General features: G+C 50.7%; 15 protein-coding genes. 12 read left to right on the top strand and 3 right to left on the bottom strand.

Annotated elements, in window-relative coordinates:
* The first annotated feature begins 91 nt into the window (after positions 1-91).
* From ansA to JO226_RS12695, 4 genes are all read left to right on the top strand, one after another.
* Positions 92-1,108: an asparaginase gene (gene ansA, locus JO226_RS12710; protein ID WP_293592620.1), complete on the top strand. Its 1,017-nt coding sequence runs from the start codon at positions 92-94 to the stop codon at positions 1,106-1,108.
* 10 nt (positions 1,109-1,118) lie between these two features.
* A complete protein-coding gene (gene pncA, locus JO226_RS12705) occupies positions 1,119-1,760 on the top strand; it encodes a bifunctional nicotinamidase/pyrazinamidase (RefSeq protein ID WP_293592618.1) in 642 nt (213 codons plus the stop codon).
* A gap of 306 nt (positions 1,761-2,066) precedes the next feature.
* Positions 2,067-3,089 (top strand): iron-containing redox enzyme family protein, encoded by a 1,023-nt coding sequence (locus JO226_RS12700; RefSeq protein ID WP_293592616.1) that lies wholly within the window; start codon positions 2,067-2,069, stop codon positions 3,087-3,089.
* 57 nt (positions 3,090-3,146) lie between these two features.
* Positions 3,147-4,049 (top strand): DMT family transporter, encoded by a 903-nt coding sequence (locus tag JO226_RS12695; RefSeq protein WP_293592614.1) that lies wholly within the window; start codon positions 3,147-3,149, stop codon positions 4,047-4,049.
* A 5-nt stretch (positions 4,050-4,054) separates the two neighbouring features.
* On the opposite strand, the gene JO226_RS12690 is transcribed toward JO226_RS12695, so the two are convergent.
* The 3 genes from JO226_RS12690 to msrB form a co-directional block, all read right to left on the bottom strand.
* Positions 4,055-4,318, bottom strand: a complete 264-nt coding sequence (locus tag JO226_RS12690; RefSeq protein ID WP_293592612.1) for a hypothetical protein — start codon at positions 4,316-4,318, stop codon at positions 4,055-4,057.
* A gap of 210 nt (positions 4,319-4,528) precedes the next feature.
* Positions 4,529-4,807, bottom strand: a complete 279-nt coding sequence (locus tag JO226_RS12685) for a YeaC family protein (protein WP_293592610.1) — start codon at positions 4,805-4,807, stop codon at positions 4,529-4,531.
* 42 nt (positions 4,808-4,849) lie between these two features.
* The gene (gene msrB / locus JO226_RS12680; RefSeq protein WP_293592608.1) at positions 4,850-5,263 is read right to left on the bottom strand and encodes a peptide-methionine (R)-S-oxide reductase MsrB; all 414 of its coding nucleotides are present in this window, start codon (positions 5,261-5,263) and stop codon (positions 4,850-4,852) included.
* A gap of 334 nt (positions 5,264-5,597) precedes the next feature.
* Here msrB and gapA point away from each other — a divergent pair, with 334 nt between their 5' ends.
* From gapA to JO226_RS12640, 8 genes are all read left to right on the top strand, one after another.
* The gene (gene gapA / locus JO226_RS12675; protein ID WP_182060612.1) at positions 5,598-6,593 is read left to right on the top strand and encodes a glyceraldehyde-3-phosphate dehydrogenase; all 996 of its coding nucleotides are present in this window, start codon (positions 5,598-5,600) and stop codon (positions 6,591-6,593) included.
* A gap of 75 nt (positions 6,594-6,668) precedes the next feature.
* Positions 6,669-7,553, top strand: a complete 885-nt coding sequence (locus tag JO226_RS12670) for a D-hexose-6-phosphate mutarotase (RefSeq protein WP_293592602.1) — start codon at positions 6,669-6,671, stop codon at positions 7,551-7,553.
* Between the two features lie 526 nt (positions 7,554-8,079).
* On the top strand, positions 8,080-10,014 hold the full coding sequence (yeaG, locus tag JO226_RS12665) for a protein kinase YeaG (protein WP_293592600.1): 1,935 nt from the start codon (positions 8,080-8,082) through the stop codon (positions 10,012-10,014).
* A gap of 57 nt (positions 10,015-10,071) precedes the next feature.
* Complete coding sequence (locus JO226_RS12660) at positions 10,072-11,355, top strand: YeaH/YhbH family protein (protein WP_293592598.1); 1,284 nt, start codon at positions 10,072-10,074, stop codon at positions 11,353-11,355.
* A 480-nt stretch (positions 11,356-11,835) separates the two neighbouring features.
* Entirely contained in the window at positions 11,836-14,187 is a 2,352-nt protein-coding gene (locus JO226_RS12655) for a type VI secretion system Vgr family protein (protein WP_293592596.1), read from the top strand.
* 98 nt (positions 14,188-14,285) lie between these two features.
* Positions 14,286-15,887: a LysM peptidoglycan-binding domain-containing protein gene (locus JO226_RS12650; RefSeq protein WP_293592594.1), complete on the top strand. Its 1,602-nt coding sequence runs from the start codon at positions 14,286-14,288 to the stop codon at positions 15,885-15,887.
* A gap of 2 nt (positions 15,888-15,889) precedes the next feature.
* Positions 15,890-16,435 (top strand): hypothetical protein, encoded by a 546-nt coding sequence (locus JO226_RS12645; RefSeq protein ID WP_293592592.1) that lies wholly within the window; start codon positions 15,890-15,892, stop codon positions 16,433-16,435.
* Between the two features lie 96 nt (positions 16,436-16,531).
* Positions 16,532-17,094 (top strand): hypothetical protein (locus tag JO226_RS12640; RefSeq protein ID WP_293592590.1); only part of this gene is annotated, 563 nt, incomplete at its 3' end.

Here is a 17,094-nt window from a genome sequence, read left to right as displayed (position 1 = left end):
GCTATGCATTTTGCCTGACCTGCGCCAATATACGCTAATAGTTATCCCCTCCCTGCGGAGGGGATTTTTCTTTCAGAATCAGTCAAACACCATGCAAAAAAAATCCATTTACGTTGCCTACACCGGCGGTACCATCGGCATGCAGCGATCGGATCACGGCTATATTCCCGTGTCCGGCCACCTCCAGCGCCAGCTGGCCCTGATGCCGGAGTTCCACCGCCCGGAAATGCCCGACTTCACCATTCACGAATACCAGCCGCTGATGGACTCGTCGGACATGACGCCCGAAGACTGGCAGCATATCGCCGACGACATTAAGACCCATTACGACGAGTACGACGGCTTTGTCATTCTCCACGGTACGGACACCATGGCGTTTACCGCCTCCGCGCTGTCGTTTATGCTAGAGAATTTGGGCAAACCGGTCATTGTGACAGGGTCACAAATACCGCTGGCGGAGCTACGCTCGGACGGACAAATCAATTTGCTCAACGCGCTGTACGTGGCGGCAAACTACCCGATCAACGAAGTCGCGCTGTTTTTCAATAACCGTCTCTATCGCGGCAATCGCACCACCAAAGCACATGCCGATGGTTTCGACGCCTTCGCCTCGCCAAACCTGCCGCCGCTGCTGGAAGCCGGGATCCATATTCGCCGCCTCGGCACGCCGCCTGCGCCGCACGGCAGCGGCGACGTGATTGTCCATCCGATAACCCCGCAGCCTATCGGCGTGGTGACCATTTACCCGGGCATTTCTGCCGAGGTGGTGCGTAACTTCCTGCGTCAGCCGGTTAAGGCGCTGATCCTGCGCTCCTACGGCGTCGGCAACGCCCCGCAGAACGGCGAGTTCCTCAACGAGCTTGCCCAGGCGAGCCTGCGCGGTATTGTGGTGGTCAACCTGACCCAGTGCATGTCCGGTAAAGTGAACATGGGCGGCTACGCCACCGGTAACGCGCTGGCGCATGCAGGGGTGATTAGCGGTTTTGACATGACCGTTGAGGCGACGCTGACCAAGCTACACTATCTGTTAAGCCAGGGCCTTGATGCCGACGCGGTGCGTACCGCGATGCAGCAAAACCTGCGCGGCGAGCTGACGCCGGACGACTGAGGAGAGACGAGTGAGCAGACAAGCGCTGTTGTTGGTGGATATCCAGAATGATTTCTGCGCCGGCGGCGCTCTCGCCGTACCGGAGGGCGACAGCACGGTGGAAGTCGCCAATACGCTGATAAGCTGGTGTCAGGCGCGGCACATCCCGGTTATCGCAAGCCAGGACTGGCATCCTGCCAACCACGGCAGCTTCGCCAGCCAACATCAGGTCGTTCCCTATTCGCAAGGGCAGCTTGACGGTCTGGCACAAACGTTCTGGCCGGATCACTGCGTCCAGCACAGCGAGGGGGCGCAGTTGCATCCGCTGCTCGACCAGCAGGCAATCGTCGAGGTGTTTCATAAGGGCGAGTCGGTGAATATCGACAGCTACAGCGCCTTTTTTGACAACGGTCATCGCCAGGAGACCCGGCTCAACAACTGGCTGCGCGCACGGCAGATTGACACGCTTATCGTGCTGGGGCTCGCCACCGACTACTGCGTGAAGTTCACCGTGCTGGATGCGCTGAAGCTGGGTTACGCGGTCAACGTCATTACCGACGGCTGCCGTGGCGTGAACCTCCAGCCGCAGGACAGCGCCCTGGCGTTTATGGACATGGCCGCCGAAGGCGCAACGCTCTATACGCTGGACGACTGGCGGGAAAGCCAGGCGTAATTCTTTGATGGGCATCAGCAGTAACTGATGCCCTTTTCTTCGTTAACATTATTCAGCCGAATAAACAACAATATATCCAACATCGATTAAACAATCGCAAATCCCTTCTATTCACTCTAATTTTTACTATTTATATAAATTAATACAACATTCATGATTGTTTATTTATGAGCATTAATATAATAGCACCATCTAAAAATAGCTTTTTTTGGCAAAAAACAAATTACTGCCCATGACTGACATCACAAAATTCATACTTACTCCCCTTCTACAATACACTAACTTACTAACTGGGAGAGTAAAGTTATGTTTAATCTTCAGATGATCAAACCAGCATTCATTGATGATGCATATGGATTTACTAAAGCATTGCTTTCTTATATTAATGGTGAATGTAGTAATCTTCAGACAACAGGAAATGTTGATGTTATTCTGGAACGTGCCTACCAATGTCACTCGGTCAACGACCAACTAATAGCCCAGCATGCATTATTTATCATATATCAATGTGCGCTCGCACATCCTTTATCTTTACCCGCATCTCGTCAGTATGACACTGTACTTCTTGAAATAAAAGATAAAATTGAGCGTCATTGGTTGAAGTACGAATTTTCTGATTTACTTATTCCGTCAGAAGTCGAAACTACCAATTATTATGGAGACTTCCTAAAAAAAGTTTGGCACACTCACAATGCATCACACCATCCATTATTTGAATTTCTTGAGAAAGATGCATCAGCGGAACAACTTTATTACTTCTTTAAAAGTGATAGTGCATTAAATCTGATTTTTTTTGATCTTGTACCCTATACACTTATAGGCTCTGAACCAGATACGCGTGGTACTATCAGCGAGAATTTGTGGGACGAAGTTGGACATGGAGATAATGTTTTTACTCATGTAAACCTTTACAAAGATGTATTGGCCAGACAAGATATTATATTACCTGAGAACCATTATATTGATATGTATGGTGTTGAGGCTTTAGCTGGTCACAATGCCTTTATGCTTGGTTCAGTGAACCGCAGTCATTACTACAAATTGCTTGGTGTAATGGCTATGACTGAAGTATTAGATCCCCCTCAGTACGAGAAGCTAGTAAAAGGTTGCTTACGCCTCGGTCTCATAGACAGGGACGTAAAATATTATACGGAGCATATCATAATTGATATCAAGCACGGAGATGACTGGCTTTATAAGGTAATTGACACAATCACCGAAAAATACCCAGAAGTACGAAAAGAGTTTTATATTGGCAGTGTTCTAAGATTACACACTGCTGAACGTTATTATGATCAACTTTTGCATAAAATGAAAAACATTGGATGAATACTGTGGCTTGGACACTCTATTCAGGCCATCACTTGAATATAAGAGAGGTCGGACTTGGCTTACTTATTATTATCATTAGCTGCTATTTTTTGGGGTGGCAACTACGTCGCCGGACATGTTTTGGTGCAGTATGTTGATCCTTATGGTTTAAGTCTAATCCGCTGGGGAGGAACAACATTACTTATGCTTGCCTTATACTGGAAAACATTCCGTCAGGACTACATCGCGTTGCGCCACAACCTCGGCATTAACGTCCTCTTTGCTTTTCTTGGACAAGTCAGTTTTCCTCTGAGCTTGTATATTGGGTTGCAATATACATCATCATTAAATGCATCGATCTATATTTCCAGCACCCCTTGCCTGGTATTATTAATCAATCACTTTATATTTCATGAAAGAATTTCAACACGGAATATACTTGGTGTCATCGCCAGCACTACAGGGGTTATTTACCTTGCATTCTCCAATGCACAGGAAGCGACAAATCTGAAGATATTTGGTTGGGGTGACGTTTTAACGATTATTTCTGCGTTAAGCTGGGCTTTTTACTGTGCATTTTTGCGAATCAAAAACAAAGAGGTGAAAAACACATCATTTGTCGCCTTCAGTTCATTAATCGGCACCATCATTCTGGTTCCGATGTTTTGCCTGCATGCAGCACTGACGCAGGACTTCCGCGGTATCATTTACGATTTCTCACCGCAGATTATCGCAGGGATCCTTTACTTAATTATATTCCCATCATGGTTGTCCTATGTTTTCTGGAATAAAGGCGTGTCACTGATTGGCACCACCCGAAGTGAGATCTACACACATCTGATCCCAGTATCCGGCGGCGTTATGGGGATTGTTTTTCTCGGCAACACATTCAGGGTTTACCACATCATTACCCTGTTACTGATCGCATTTGGCATCGCGTGTTGTTCGACAAAAAAGACGATCGCCAAAACAGTATAATCGCTCTAAGGGAGGGCGACTGGCATGACGGCTATACCGCCATCATAAAATAAATCCGAATTGCTGGAAGAATAGACCCGGCCTGTCATTCTCACGTTTACCGTGCTGCCGTAGCCGGTAACCTCGACCTTATCCGTGTCAGTGCCCAAAAACGGTGTCCTGCTGACCAGTTTCGCCATGACATCAGTGGCGTCATCACCATCAAGGTAAAACGGGTATACGTCGGATACGTCGCCCCACTGCCGTTGTATTTCGTGACGTACACCCATACGCTGTCTATCACCTTCGTTTTACTAACCAGACTGTCATCAGGTGGGCCGTTGCAGAAATGCTGATACGCAACATATCCACCGACCAGACACAACAAAAACACGGTCAGTAGCCGGTGAAGCCACTTAATAGCCGTGTTGTTTCGCATAACCTATCCCCTGTTTAATCCAGAACTGATCATGCGGGTCAGCGCCGCCCGGCGAACCGCGTTACTGCATTTTTAGCGTCGCGATAGGTTTTGGCGCGATGCCAAAATCTTCCTTCAACTGCTGCTTGCTCTTCATCACCATCTGACCCTGGGTGTCGATCGTCATGTGCTGAGCGTCGGTGTTATAGCGCGCCTGCCACAGCATCACCAGTTGCAGGCTGTTCTCTTTTTGCTCTGGCGTCAACGCGACGCCATCCGGCCATTTACCCAATTCGACGGCGGTCACCAGGCGCTGATAAACCTCAGGGGTCATGCTGTCGATAAGCTGTTCGATTTCCATGTTTTGCTGAACTCCTCAGGAATAATTTGCTGAATCGTTTTTTCAACCTTTAGTCTGGTCGCCATTGCCATCGTCGGTGAAGCTCAGGGAAGCCGAGTTGACGCAGTAGCGCTCGCCGGTCGGTTGAGGGCCGTCCGGGAACACATGACCAAGGTGCGCATCGCAGTTGCCGCAGCGGATTTCGATACGCTGCATACCGTGCGAGTAGTCGTTAAGATAACGGATCGCCGTATCGCTGACGGGCTCGTAGAAGCTAGGCCAGCCGCAGCCTGAGTCGAATTTGCTCTGGGAGTTAAACAGCGCGGCATCGCACACCAGGCAGTGGTAAACGCCATCGCGTTTGTTATGCAGTAAGCGGCCGGTAAACGGGGGCTCAGTGCCGTGATTTTGCGTCACGTAAAACTGCATTTCGCTGAGAGTTTCTTTCAGCGTTTCCGGGGAAAACTTGTTCGCCATGTGCTCACATCTCACGGTAAAGGGCTACGTAGCCGATTCTAACAAAACATTAACAATGAAGTGCGAACTTTTGTTCTAAACTTAGTCGTTGCGAAAAGGCGGCCTGGCAATTGTGATATTCATCACACTTTTCACGCTAATGGCCTTTAAAATGCCGCACGCAGGCCCCATATGGAAAGCGGCCCAAAGGATGAGTGAGGCGAGTCAGTCGCGCAAAGGTTATACACAGGATTGATTTGTCGCAATGATTGACACGATTCCGCTTGACGCTGCGTAAGGTTTTTGTAATTTTACAGGCAACCTTTTATTCACTAACAAATAGCTGGTGGAATATATGACTATCAAAGTAGGTATCAACGGTTTTGGCCGTATCGGCCGTATTGTTTTCCGTGCTGCTCAGAAACGTTCTGACATCGAAATCGTTGGTATCAACGATCTGTTAGACGCTGAATACATGGCGTACATGCTGAAGTACGACTCAACTCATGGTCGTTTCGACGGCACCGTTGAAGTGAAAGACGGCCACCTGGTTGTTAACGGCAAAACCATCCGCGTTACTGCTGAGAAAGACCCAGCTAACCTGAAATGGAACGAAATCGGTGTTGACGTTGTTGCTGAAGCTACCGGTATCTTCCTGACCGACGAAACTGCGCGTAAACACATCACCGCTGGCGCGAAAAAAGTTGTTCTGACTGGCCCGTCCAAAGACAACACCCCAATGTTCGTACGTGGCGCTAACTTCGAAAAATATGCTGGCCAGGACATCGTTTCCAACGCATCCTGCACCACCAACTGCCTGGCGCCGCTGGCTAAAGTTATCAACGACAACTTCGGTATCGTTGAAGGCCTGATGACCACTGTTCACGCAACTACCGCGACTCAGAAAACCGTTGACGGCCCGTCTCACAAAGACTGGCGCGGCGGCCGCGGCGCAGCTCAGAACATCATCCCATCTTCTACCGGTGCTGCTAAAGCTGTAGGCGTTGTACTGCCAGAGCTGAACGGTAAACTGACCGGTATGGCGTTCCGCGTTCCGACTCCGAACGTATCCGTTGTTGACCTGACCGTTCGTCTGGAAAAAGCGGCTTCTTATGAAGAAATCAAGAAAGCCATCAAAGCGGCTTCTGAAGGCGCAATGAAAGGCGTTCTGGGTTACACCGAAGACGACGTCGTTTCTACCGATTTCAACGGCGAAATTTGCACTTCCGTGTTCGATGCTAAAGCAGGTATCGCACTGAACGACAACTTCGTGAAACTGGTCTCCTGGTACGACAACGAAACCGGCTACTCCAACAAAGTTCTGGACCTGATCGCTCACATCTCCAAATAAGTTGAGATGAGAATCTGATCCAAAAAGGCGACTTCGGTCGCCTTTTTTATTGCTTTACGACAGAGGATTGCGTTGATGATTAATAAAATTTTTGCTCTTCCGGTAGTCGAACAACTTACCCCTGAACTTTCCCGTCGCCAGCTTGATGAGCTCGAGCTTATCGTTGTTGACCATCCGCAGGTCAAAGCCTCTTTTGCGTTGCAGGGCGCCCATCTGCTCTCCTGGAAACCGGCGGGTGAAGAAGAAGCCCTGTGGCTGAGCGACAATACCCCGTTCAAAACCGGCGTCGCGCTGCGCGGCGGCGTGCCTGTCTGTTGGCCGTGGTTTGGTCCGGCGGCCCAGCAAGGTCTGCCCGCGCACGGTTTCGCGCGTAATCAGCCATGGACGTTAACAGCCCATAATGAAGACGACAACGGCGTGGTGCTGACCTTTGAACTGCATAGCAATGACGCCACCCGTCAACTGTGGCCGCATGAGTTCACTCTGTACGCGCGTTTTAAAGTGGGCAAAACCTGCGAGATTGAGCTTGAAGCGCACGGCGAGTTTGAAACCACCTCCGCGCTGCACACCTACTTTAACGTCGGCGATATCGCCGCGGTGAAGGTCAGTGGCTTTGGCGATCGCTTCATTGATAAAGTGGCCGGCGGCAAAGAAGACCAGCTTAGCGACGGCGTACAGGCCTTTCCGGATCGTACCGACCGCGTCTATCTGAACCCGGAAGCCTGCAGCGTGATCCATGACGGTGCGCTGAAGCGCAACATTGAAGTTGTTCATCGCCATCACAGCAACGTGGTCGGCTGGAACCCGGGTCCGGCGCTGTCTATCAGCATGGGCGACATGCCGGACGACGGCTATAAAACCTTTGTGTGCGTGGAAACGGCCTGCGTGACCGTGCCGCAAAAAGCCTCTGAAGAGAAGCCGTCCCGCCTGGCGCAGACAATCCGCGTCGTGAAGCGTTAATCCCCTCTTTGCACCCCCATAAAGCAAAACAGGGCATCGCGCCCTGTTTTGATCCCTTCATAGCACCACAATGGCGCATCATCAGAAGCAACAGATTATCCCGGTCGACCGACGCGTATCGCGGACGGAGTGTACCGCTGAGATCTGATGAGCTCAAATTCCTTTACTTCCGCTGACATAATTTAACCTGCCATTATGGCAACCCCGCATGACAACCCACTGATGAATTGATGACAGGCAGATGAAAAGCGGGTTTAACACTCTCATTAAGTGGCGATATTTTTTGATGAGTTATTGATATGTCATTGAAATTGAATTTTGTCAGCATGCAAGTTTTGCAAATGCCATCTACGCTTAAATTCAGAAGGTGTAATTGCAGGACACGTTTTCTTCCCCCGCTATCGCAATCTGGCACAAGGGTTGCTGTATAACGAATAAGCGGTGTTTTGCTTACCTCTTCCGGGAGCCTCCACTACTCATATGAACGGCTCTTATCCTGTGCTAAAAAACGAAAGGACGGCATGCCATGAATATATTCGATCACTATCGCCAGCGCTATGAAGCTGCCAAGGACGAAGAGTTCACACTGCAGGAGTTTCTTACCATCTGTCGGCAAGATCGCAGTGCTTATGCTAACGCGGCAGAACGGCTATTGATGGCCATTGGTGAGCCAGTGATGGTGGATACTGCCCAGGTGCCACGGCTGTCCCGTCTCTTTTCAAACCGGGTTATTGCACGCTATCCGGCCTTTGAAGAGTTTTATGGTATGGAAGAAGCTATCGAGCAGATAGTCTCCTACCTAAAGCATGCAGCTCAGGGTCTGGAAGAGAAAAAACAGATCCTCTATTTGTTAGGACCGGTGGGCGGTGGTAAATCCTCGCTGGCCGAGCGGTTAAAATCGCTGATGCAGCGCGTACCCATCTATGTGCTCAGCGCCAACGGCGAGCGCAGCCCGGTGAACGATCACCCGCTGTGCCTGTTTAATCCGCTGGAAGACGCGCAGATTCTGGATAAAGAATACGGCGTACCGTATCGCTACCTCGGCACCATCATGTCGCCGTGGGCGGCGAAACGGCTGAATGAGTTTGGCGGCGACATCACCAAATTCCGCGTCGTCAAAGTCTGGCCGTCTATCCTTGAACAAATCGCTATCGCCAAGACGGAACCGGGCGATGAGAACAACCAGGACATTTCCGCGCTGGTCGGTAAAGTCGATATCCGTAAACTGGAACACTATGCGCAAAACGATCCGGATGCTTATGGCTATTCCGGCGCGCTGTGCCGGTCTAACCAGGGGATTATGGAGTTCGTCGAGATGTTTAAAGCGCCGATTAAGGTGCTGCATCCGCTGCTGACCGCAACGCAGGAAGGGAACTACAACGGGACAGAAGGCATCTCCGCCCTGCCCTTTAACGGCATCATTCTGGCGCACTCGAACGAATCAGAGTGGGTCACCTTCCGGAATAACAAAAACAACGAGGCGTTCCTTGACCGAGTGTACATCGTCAAAGTGCCTTATTGCCTGCGTATTTCAGAAGAGATCAAAATTTACGAGAAGCTGCTTAACCACAGTGAACTGACCCATGCGCCTTGCGCCCCGGGCACGCTGGAAACACTGGCCCGCTTCTCGATCCTGTCACGACTGAAAGAGCCGGAAAACTCAAGCATTTACTCGAAAATGCGCGTCTACGACGGCGAAAGTCTGAAAGACACCGACCCGAAAGCGAAATCGTACCAGGAGTATCGTGATTACGCTGGCGTCGATGAAGGGATGAACGGTCTGTCGACCCGCTTTGCGTTCAAAATCCTGTCACGCGTGTTCAACTTCGACCACGTGGAAGTGGCGGCTAACCCGGTGCACCTGTTCTATGTCCTGGAGCAGCAGATTGAGCGCGAGCAGTTCCCGCAGGAGCAGGCGGAGCATTACCTGGAATTCCTGAAAGGCTACCTGATCCCGAAATACGCCGAGTTTATCGGCAAAGAAATCCAGACCGCCTATCTGGAATCCTACTCGGAATATGGACAAAACATTTTCGATCGCTATGTCACTTATGCGGATTTCTGGATTCAGGATCAGGAATACCGCGACCCGGATACCGGCCAGCTGTTTGACCGTGAATCCCTGAACGCCGAGCTGGAGAAAATTGAGAAGCCTGCCGGGATCAGCAACCCGAAAGACTTCCGTAACGAAATCGTCAACTTCGTGCTGCGCGCCAGAGCGAACAACAGCGGACGTAACCCGAACTGGACCAGCTACGAAAAACTGCGCACGGTTATCGAGAAGAAAATGTTCTCCAATACCGAAGAACTGTTGCCGGTGATTTCGTTTAACGCCAAAACCTCAACAGACGAGCAGAAGAAACATGATGATTTTGTCGACCGTATGATGGAGAAAGGCTATACCCGTAAGCAGGTTCGGCTGCTGTGCGAATGGTATCTGCGCGTACGTAAATCGTCATAACAATACAGGCCGCGGGCGACCGCGGCCCCTCTGCTTAGTTGGCAGTATGGAGGGATTATGACCTGGTTCATAGACCGGCGCCTGAACGGTAAGAACAAGAGTGCGGTGAATCGCCAGCGCTTCTTGCGGCGCTATAAGGCGCAAATCAAGCAGTCGATCTCCGAGGCCATCAACAAGCGTTCGGTGACCGATATAGACAGCGGGGAGTCCGTTTCGATTCCCGTTGATGACATTAGCGAACCGATGTTTCATCAGGGGCGCGGCGGCCTGCGGCACCGCGTTCACCCGGGTAACGACCATTTTGTGCAAAACGACCGTATCGAGCGCCCGCAGGGGGGCGGCGGCGGTTCGGGGAGCGGTCAGGGCCAGGCGAGCCAGGACGGCGAAGGCCAGGATGAGTTCGTCTTTCAGATTTCCAAAGACGAGTATCTCGACCTGCTGTTTGAGGATCTGGCGCTGCCGAACCTGAAAAAGAACCAGCATCGTCAACTGACCGAGTTTAAAACGCACCGCGCGGGTTTTACCGCTAACGGGGTGCCAGCCAATATCAGCGTTGTGCGCTCGCTGCAAAACTCGCTGGCGCGCCGGACGGCGATGACGGCCGGTAAGCGCCGCGAGCTGCGCGAGCTGGAGGCAAGCCTTGATACCGTCAGTAAAAGCGAGCCGGTGCAACTGCTGGAAGAGGAACGTCTGCGCAGAGAAATAGCCGAACTGCGCGCGAAAATCGAGCGAGTGCCGTTTATCGACACTTTCGATTTACGCTACAAAAACTACGAAAAACGCCCGGAGCCGTCGAGCCAGGCGGTGATGTTCTGCCTGATGGACGTCTCTGGCTCCATGGACCAGGCGACCAAAGACATGGCGAAGCGTTTTTACATTCTGCTGTATCTGTTCCTCAGCCGGACCTACAAAAACGTGGAGGTGGTCTACATTCGCCACCACACCCAGGCAAAAGAGGTGGATGAACACGAGTTTTTCTACTCTCAGGAAACCGGGGGCACCATTGTCTCCAGCGCGCTGAAGCTGATGGATGAGGTGGTGAGAGCGCGCTACGATCCGGCGCAATGGAACATTTATGCGGCACAGGCTTCGGACGGCGACAACTGGGCCGATGACTCACCGCTGTGTCATGAGATTCTCTCGAAGAAACTCCTGCCGGTGGTGCGTTACTACAGCTACATTGAAATCACCCGCCGGGCGCATCAGACCCTGTGGCGTGAGTATGAGCACCTGCAGACAATGTTCGATAACTTCGCCATGCAGCATATCCGCGACCAGGACGATATCTACCCGGTATTCCGCGAACTGTTCCATAAACAAGGTAGTACAGCTAAGAGTTAATTAATATAAATCAGCCAGTTATCTATGATTTCTGGCTGATTTTTTCTCTGTTTGAGTGCCATATTTATATCATTTATTTCAATAGGTTATCTTTCATTTTGGGGAATGATTTTTCGTTAATAATCGTTTATACCCCATCATGGGGTGTCGGGGGCCGGAGGTTCAAATCCTCTCGTGCCGACCAAATTACAATATGGAGTGGTTCAGACCAGTTCAGAAAATGTAATCTAGGCCGCAGTCTCTAAGGGATTGCGGCTTTTTTTCGTCCTGTGTGGTTCGGGGTAATACATTTACAGCCAGATATCGTCAGATTTTTACACCCGCGAAATTAAAAAAAACATTCACGAAATGGATGGATAGCGAGACTGATATAACTGACTGTAATTGATATTAATTTTCATTACAGTAAAGCCGTTGTATATTCTTTCTGCAGGCTTAAAGTGGCAGTCTGAACCTATCTTTCTGAAGGGAATACAGAATATGGATTTTGCAGATGCCATTGCTGACAACGGGCAATCCCGCTACAGCCTGCGCATTAACAACAGCCGGGTGATGCCTGATGTTCTGCGCTTTCGTGGACGCGAGGCGCTGAATGACCCTTTCGCCTGGCGTATTGAGTTCACCACTCCCCAGCACGATATCAGCGGCTCTGACGTATTGCTCAAATACGCCACCCTTCGTATGCGCAGCGGTAAAACGGTTGAAGGCGTTATTACTGGCTTTGAAGTATTGGGGAGCAGTGCTGACCAGTCACATTACAGCGTCACCCTCAGTTCACGGCTTGCCCTGCTGGATCTTACCCGCCGTTGTGCCGTCTGGCAGAATGTGTCCGTGCCGGAACTGGTGGAAACCCTGCTGCGACAGCACGGGCTTGAAGGCAGTGATTTTGAGTTTCGGCTTGAGCGGACATATCCGACGCGCGAACTTATTACACAGTGGCGGGAAACCGATCTCCAGTTTATCCAGCGCCTGCTGTCAGAAATCGGTATCTGGTTCCGCTGTGGTGTGAATGAGGCCACCGGGCTTGATACCGTCATTTTTGCCGACAGCCAGCTTTACTACATCTTCAATGTGACGCTGCCCTTTAAAGAGCCTGCCGGATTGTACGATGGTGCAGAGGAAACCGTCTGGGGCTTGCGGACATGGCACAACGCTGTCACCGGGCTGGTACAGACCCGAAACCACAACTACCGCGATGCAGCCATGCCGATGGACTCCACCGTGGCGGTCCGCAATGACGCCGCCACCGTCGGGGAGCATTACCGCTACGGCGACAACTTTCTCGTTGCCGGGGACGATCACCCGGTCTCTGTGCCGGAAACGGAAAGCGGCGCATTTTATGCCCGGATTAACCATGAGCGTGCGCTGAACCGTGCCGCCATTTTTCATCTGTTCAGCAATGCCTCTCATCTGACTCCCGGTCAGGTGCTGGAGCCATCCGGCTGCGGACTTGACGATTTGCGCGATGGCATGGTTATCACCCTGACTACCTTCATCGCCTCGCGTGATTCGCGGCTGCATACGTCCGTGTGGGGCATTCCTTACACGGAGCGATATTGCCACCGCCCGGCAGAAATTTCCCGCCCTGAGATTAACGGCACACTGCCTGCACGGGTGGAAAGCCGTGATCCTCATGACCCGTATGCGCACCTCGATGAAATGGGCCGCTACCGGGTGAAACTGGATTTCAGCCGTGAGGATGCTGAACCCGGTTTTAATTATCTGTGGATACGTCAGGCGAAACCCTATGCCGGAGACACCTACGGCTGGCACATGCCACTGGTGGACGGGACGGAAGTCAGTATTGCCTTTAACCAGGGCGACCCGGATAAACCCTATATTGCGCACGCCTTCCATGATTCTGAACACGCCGACGTGGTGACCCGCGACAACCGAAGCCAGAACATTCTGCGCACGGCGGGAGATAATGAACTGCGGATGGAGGATAAGCGCGAAGAAGAACACATTGCCCTGTCCACACCATTTGGCGCAACAGCGTTAAATCAGGGGCATATCACGAATTCACAGGGAGAACCGCGCGGCACGGGCTTTGAACTGCGTACGGATGAACACGGGGTGATCCGCGTATCAAAGGGGCTGTTTATCACCTCTGACGGGCAGCAGAAAGACGAGGGTGACATACTGGAGATGGATACTGCCCTGCGTGAAATTGAAATCTGCCAGCAACAAATGAAAGCGCTTGCCGCTGCTGCCGTGCAGGCGCGTGCACTGGAAGCCGATATTGCCAGCCAGAAAGCCATGTTTACCGAGCGTATTCGCGATCTGGACAGGATGATCCATTTTTACGGTACTGAGGGGGTGGCCTTTACCAGCGGTGAGCATATGCAACTGGCAGCGGCGGAGAATATCGCCGTGAATGCGGGCGGTGATATCAGCGCGGGGGCGATGGGTAACGTCAATATGATGGCGGGTGAACAGGTGGGTCTGTTTGCGCACACCGGAAAGCTCAGTGTGGTTTCCGCAGAGGGACCGGTACAGTTTCAGGCACAGAACGGCAGTATGCACCTGAGCGCAGAGCAGAGGCTGAGTATTACCAGCCTGAGCGAAATCCTGTTTCAGGGTAAGAAGCGCATCACGTTGATTGGCGGCGGCAGCTACCTGAAAATTAAGGCCGGAAAAATCGAATACGGCACAACGGGAACCTATACCCGCCATGTTAAACGTTCCAGCCTTTGTGCCCCGGCGAGTATGCCGCTTGATTTACCGGCGATGGGAAATGCCCCTAAGCAATTTAATTCCGTCACCACTGGAAAGGATAACGTGAAAGATAACGCGACCGTGTTTAAATCTGTACCGGAGGAGAAGGAATAATGGCAAGGGAAGATAATTACACACCAATATTTCCGGAAGCGGATGTGATGCCCCGAAAATTTGACGGTCTGCTGGGCTGGTCTGCGGACTGGCGCTGTATGGTGGACCCGGAAGAGAAGCCAATCACGCTCGACAGTACCGTATCCCTTAATCCGTCCGCCACAGAGGTGACGGTAGAGTTTGGCGATTCGCTGAGTGAAATTGCGCAGGAGCATGGCTGCACCGTAAAGGAGCTGGCGGAACTGAATCATCTGCGCAATACCTCGCTGATTTTTCCGGGGCAGGTGCTGAAACTTCCTGTGCACCAGTACAGCCAGTCTCCGGCAGACGTTGCCAGCCTGGCGGCGCAGGCGGATACCACCTGCACGCTTTCTTTTGCGTTTGAGGATGTGATTGAAAAGCCGATTGAAAAACTGAAAGTCAGAATTGTATCGGCGGCGGGCGATATTCATGAAGCGGTGACGGATGAACTGGGGAAAATACAGGATTACGTCATGGCGAAGGCGGAAGAAATCACCGTTTTTGTGTCACGCTGGCACGGTGAAAAGCTTGTGGCTCAATTTACGCCGTCAGAAGGAAACAGCAGCGTCACGCTGACCAGTGCAAAAGTCCGGGTGAAGGGGGTCACTGAACCCATCAAAGACCGTGCAGGGCGACTGGATTTAGACATTCATCCGGTCAATACCGTTGTGAGCGGGCGTGACAGCAAAGGCAACCCGGTCATTCAGATAAATCATACCTGCCCGAACGAATACGATCTCAGATTAGACCGTAACCTGGATTACTGGGATCAGATTATTGCAGCATCAGAACGCAGCGGCATTATTCCGCAAAGTATTGCCGCCGTCATTAATGCTGAATCCGCTAAGATAAACGGTGTCTGGAATAAAGATTCTGTTGCGATAAGTCGGGAGAAAACGAACGCGGCGAAAGCATTAAAAGAACAACAGGGTGAATCAGCAGAAGGCGTGGTGATTTATGCCAGTTCTGCCGCAGGTATGACGCAGTTTTTAAACGCCACCTGGCTGGGTGAAACGTTCAGAGAAGGCACTTATCTGAATGAACAGGCCCGAAAGCGCGGAGTGATGGCAGATAAGCCGAAACGGGATGCGCTGAACCAGATTGAATATCACCCGAAAACCCACCAGCAAATTATCCTGCCGATGTTTGAGATTAAGCCGGATACCTGGTGGACGAAAGAACAGATAATCAATAATCACTTACTGCGGGGCGTTACCCCTTACCCTCCTCATGCGACAAAGGCGCTTCAGTCGTGGCTTAATCTGCGTTTCGAGCCGGAATTTATTATCATGGCAGCGGTGGATTATGGTTTACATAATCTCGCTCAACTACAGGCGGCGGGTTACAGTGTAGACACGCTGAACGATGCAGAGAAGGCCAAAATATTTTACCTGACGCACCATCTGGGACTAAGTGATGCAAAACGCTTTATCAGGAAAACTATTACTGAAGAAAGTGCGCATAAACTGCTGGTGGCTCAGGTTGGAGCGAAAAGCGCGGCTGAACGTGCATTCAGAAACAGCAATAGCTATATAAAAGGGCATCGAGAATGGTTATCAAATCACATTGATAGGAATATTGAATTGGAAAAATTTTATTGCCCAAAAGTAGAGCATACGACAAAACAGGAATCGAAAGGGTTAGAGTCTGTCATTAACAAAATAAAGGGAGAGGTATAATAATGGTTCTACGTTACATGGTTGTAGGGATTATGTTACTATCCACAACATCCTATGCATTTGAGCACTGTCCTCCAGCCTCAACACAGTGTAGTGATACCCCCTTAGGCAAATTAGAATATATTTGGGGGAATAGTCAAAGTGACAAACAGTCTCGTGTTTTATTAAATGGTAAGGAGATTTTTAAAAACGACAGCAACCAAATTGGCGAGGATGTTAACGGTGATGGTTTCGTTTTGGATAAAAGTAACAATGTAAGCAAACTAATTGTTTATTATTTTCTCAATACTCAGCAATATATAAAAACCGATCCAAAATATGGAGACTTGTATCGGGATGTAGCATATCGTTTATTCGATTTTTCGGGTAAAGAGGTTGTGATTTCAAATGAGTTTTACCCGCCAGCGGATTATGATGCTCCTCTTAAATGGGTGTCGTGGGGGCAGAAAAACTCTGTGATTACCTTTGATGATGGCTCTCGTTTCAGATATGAAAATGGTCATGTCACAATGATCGATGATGGCTCAAAGGGCAAAGGCGATAAGTAAATATCAGGGCATTACAACCTTCGCGGAAATGCTCTTTTATACTTGCCCTGTATCAGACAGAGGATCTTCATCCTCTGTCAGGTTCTGGAGCAAACGATGCTAATGACCAAAGCCGCCTACGCCCGGCATAAAGGCGTAAGCCACCAGACTGTTTACGACTGGATAGCCAGAGGTGAGCTTGTGCTGGTGGGCCGTAAAATTGACGTGAACGCCAGCAGCCAGAAAACAATCGGGGGCATTACCGCGCCGCCGTCATGGGACATAGACAGCGACAAAAAGGTAAACATCTCACCGAAGGCCACGATGATCTCACCCCATGATGATTTCTCACAGGAACGCCACCAGCCTTTTTATGCTGACGCAGAAAAGGCCGCAGCGATGGTGCTAACCCTCGATGATGCTTATCCACCAGCAGCAGACTACGAGGCGCTACAGGAACGTATTCTGGACGCTGCCGATATGCTGGAACTGGAGATCAGGACGCTGGATATTGAAGGAGAGGAAGATGCGATTTGCGGGATCGCGCTGTATGACCCTGCTCAGGAATGTGAAGTGATGCGCTTTGATTCTTTTCTCTTTGAACTTGAAGCCCTGACCTTTCTCCGCTGGCTGGTGGTCAACAAACGTTTTCCCGAACTGGAAAGCGCGACAAAAGCCGG

Source organism: Pluralibacter sp. (genome assembly GCF_019237635.1).
Classification (GTDB): Bacteria; Pseudomonadota; Gammaproteobacteria; order Enterobacterales; family Enterobacteriaceae; genus Enterobacter_B.
Note: the sequence above shows the minus strand (reverse complement) of the source record. Positions and strands in the feature narration are given on the sequence as shown.

Coding starts and splice junctions, on each gene's coding strand:
- JO226_RS12655 (WP_293592596.1), top strand. CDS start 11,836: ATGGATTTTGCAGATGCCATTGCTGACAACGGGCAATCCCGCTACAGC.
- ansA (WP_293592620.1), top strand. CDS start 92: ATGCAAAAAAAATCCATTTACGTTGCCTACACCGGCGGTACCATCGGC.
- gapA (WP_182060612.1), top strand. CDS start 5,598: ATGACTATCAAAGTAGGTATCAACGGTTTTGGCCGTATCGGCCGTATT.
- JO226_RS12670 (WP_293592602.1), top strand. CDS start 6,669: ATGATTAATAAAATTTTTGCTCTTCCGGTAGTCGAACAACTTACCCCT.
- JO226_RS12700 (WP_293592616.1), top strand. CDS start 2,067: ATGTTTAATCTTCAGATGATCAAACCAGCATTCATTGATGATGCATAT.
- JO226_RS12650 (WP_293592594.1), top strand. CDS start 14,286: ATGGTGGACCCGGAAGAGAAGCCAATCACGCTCGACAGTACCGTATCC.
- JO226_RS12685 (WP_293592610.1), bottom strand. CDS start 4,807: ATGGAAATCGAACAGCTTATCGACAGCATGACCCCTGAGGTTTATCAG.
- msrB (WP_293592608.1), bottom strand. CDS start 5,263: ATGGCGAACAAGTTTTCCCCGGAAACGCTGAAAGAAACTCTCAGCGAA.
- JO226_RS12660 (WP_293592598.1), top strand. CDS start 10,072: ATGACCTGGTTCATAGACCGGCGCCTGAACGGTAAGAACAAGAGTGCG.
- yeaG (WP_293592600.1), top strand. CDS start 8,080: ATGAATATATTCGATCACTATCGCCAGCGCTATGAAGCTGCCAAGGAC.
- JO226_RS12645 (WP_293592592.1), top strand. CDS start 15,890: ATGGTTCTACGTTACATGGTTGTAGGGATTATGTTACTATCCACAACA.
- JO226_RS12690 (WP_293592612.1), bottom strand. CDS start 4,318: ATGGGTGTACGTCACGAAATACAACGGCAGTGGGGCGACGTATCCGAC.